At 48.1% G+C, this 1,705-nt stretch carries 2 protein-coding genes; both read right to left on the bottom strand.

Annotation, left to right across the window (positions count from 1 at the left end):
• Positions 1-400, bottom strand: a 400-nt coding sequence (locus tag Q0238_RS02370; RefSeq protein WP_297942566.1) for an MFS transporter, incomplete at its 3' end; no start/stop codon positions are given.
• Between the two features lie 584 nt (positions 401-984).
• On the bottom strand, positions 985-1,705 hold a 721-nt coding region (locus Q0238_RS02365), incomplete at its 5' end, for a bifunctional hydroxymethylpyrimidine kinase/phosphomethylpyrimidine kinase (protein ID WP_297942564.1).

The raw sequence follows: 1,705 nt of genomic DNA, 5'->3' as shown, positions 1-1,705 counted from the left end.
TCGCTACGATTTTTTGTCTATCCTTCTCGTCATATGTATCGCCTATAACGCCGAGGCAGACAGCGATTATACCCGCCGCCGCGCATCCCGTGCAAAAGCGAAATAAAACAAGCCACGCTAGACTTTTTGCAGTGGAGCAAAGAAGCGTAAATATCGCCAAAAAGAGCATTAGCAGAATTAAAATTTTACCTCTGCCGTAGCGATCGCTAAGATGTCCGTATACTGGCTGAAGTAAGCCATAGGGGATCAGATATGCCGTCAAAACTGCCGAGGCGGCGCTTACCTGTACCCCAAACGTATCTGCGATGCTAGGCAGCAGTAGCGATGCGATCCAGTTATCTGCGGCAGAGATTATTCCTGAGACGATGATTAAGAGTAGTAGTCCTTTTTTGCAGTGCATTTTAAATTCCTAAATTTACGTAATTTTAGCCATTATAACTCTTTTGCTAGAAAATTTGGAATTTTAGCGAACTCAGCAAATATGAGACGAAAGGCATGGATCGCGAATTCGCAGCGATGTCGCAATGCTGCGGCAAGTATAGCGCAATGGTCGGCATACAATGATGCATCTACCTTGAAGGGGCGAAGGCAGGTAGTAACGTGAGCAGTGAGTGCATGACTAGCTTATATTTATAATCCACTTTTTTCGCGCATAAAGACCTATAAGAAATAACGCAAATTTAACAATGCCACGAAGCAGAGCTATAGCATAAGGCAAATAAGGAAAGCCCTAACTTGCAACGCGAACCCTACAATAAAATTCAAAAATTCTTTAAAATTCTACGCGAATTATGATGCCTAAAAATCAACTAAAATTTTAAGTGCGCATATCCCCGTAGCGCACGCTTTTTAGCCGCGCAATCCCGCCGTTTATCACAAGTCGCGACGAGCCATTCGGACGATCTCGTGCCGCTAGGTTAAATTTAATAGCAGCGGAATTTTGAAATTTTACGAATGCAGGGATCTGGGCGAGCGCTTGAAATTTTAATCCGGGGCGATGATTTTGATTTCATTCGCGCAAGATCCGCCAAAGTCCGTGCCGAAGGGATCTTGGACCGTGAAATAATGATCTATCGCGCCGCATCCGTGCCCGATCTGCTCACCCCAGCCAAGCGCCCTACGCACGAAGCCTTTGGCATGGGCAACGGCTGCAGGCAGACTAAGCCCCGCCGCCAGCGCGCACGCGATCGCGCTTGAGAGCGTGCAGCCCGTGCCGTGGGTGTTATGCGTAGAAATTTTAGGCGCGGAAAACTCATAAAATTTGCCGTTTTCGTACAAAATATCAACCGCTAAATTTCTCGAATCCTCGCCCTCGCTGCTTAGTTTAAAGCCGTCATCTAAAGGCGCTGCGGATAAATTTTGTTCAAAAGAGGGCTCCGCGCTCGCCGTTAAAATTTTGCATTCGCTAGTAAAATTTTCAGCCGCGAAATTTGCGCTCTTCGTCGAACTCGCAGAATTTTCACGTGCGCCATTTTCGCCCGTCTCGTGCCCAAAAGCTTTAAAATTTCGCGCCGCATCCGCCGCGCCGCAAGCCTCGCTCGCGCTGGCAAGATCGCCTCCTTTAATCAAAATCGCGCCGCCGAAAAACTGCGAAATTTTAACCGCTGCGGCGCGCATACCTGCTAAGCTTAAAATTTTCATCTCCGCCAAAACCTCGGCCTCGCGCACGTTGGGCGTGATGATATCCGCGGCGAGGGCGAGCTTG

The organism is uncultured Campylobacter sp. (assembly GCF_938045775.1).
Classification (GTDB): domain Bacteria; phylum Campylobacterota; class Campylobacteria; order Campylobacterales; family Campylobacteraceae; genus Campylobacter_B.
Note: the sequence above shows the minus strand (reverse complement) of the source record. Positions and strands in the feature narration are given on the sequence as shown.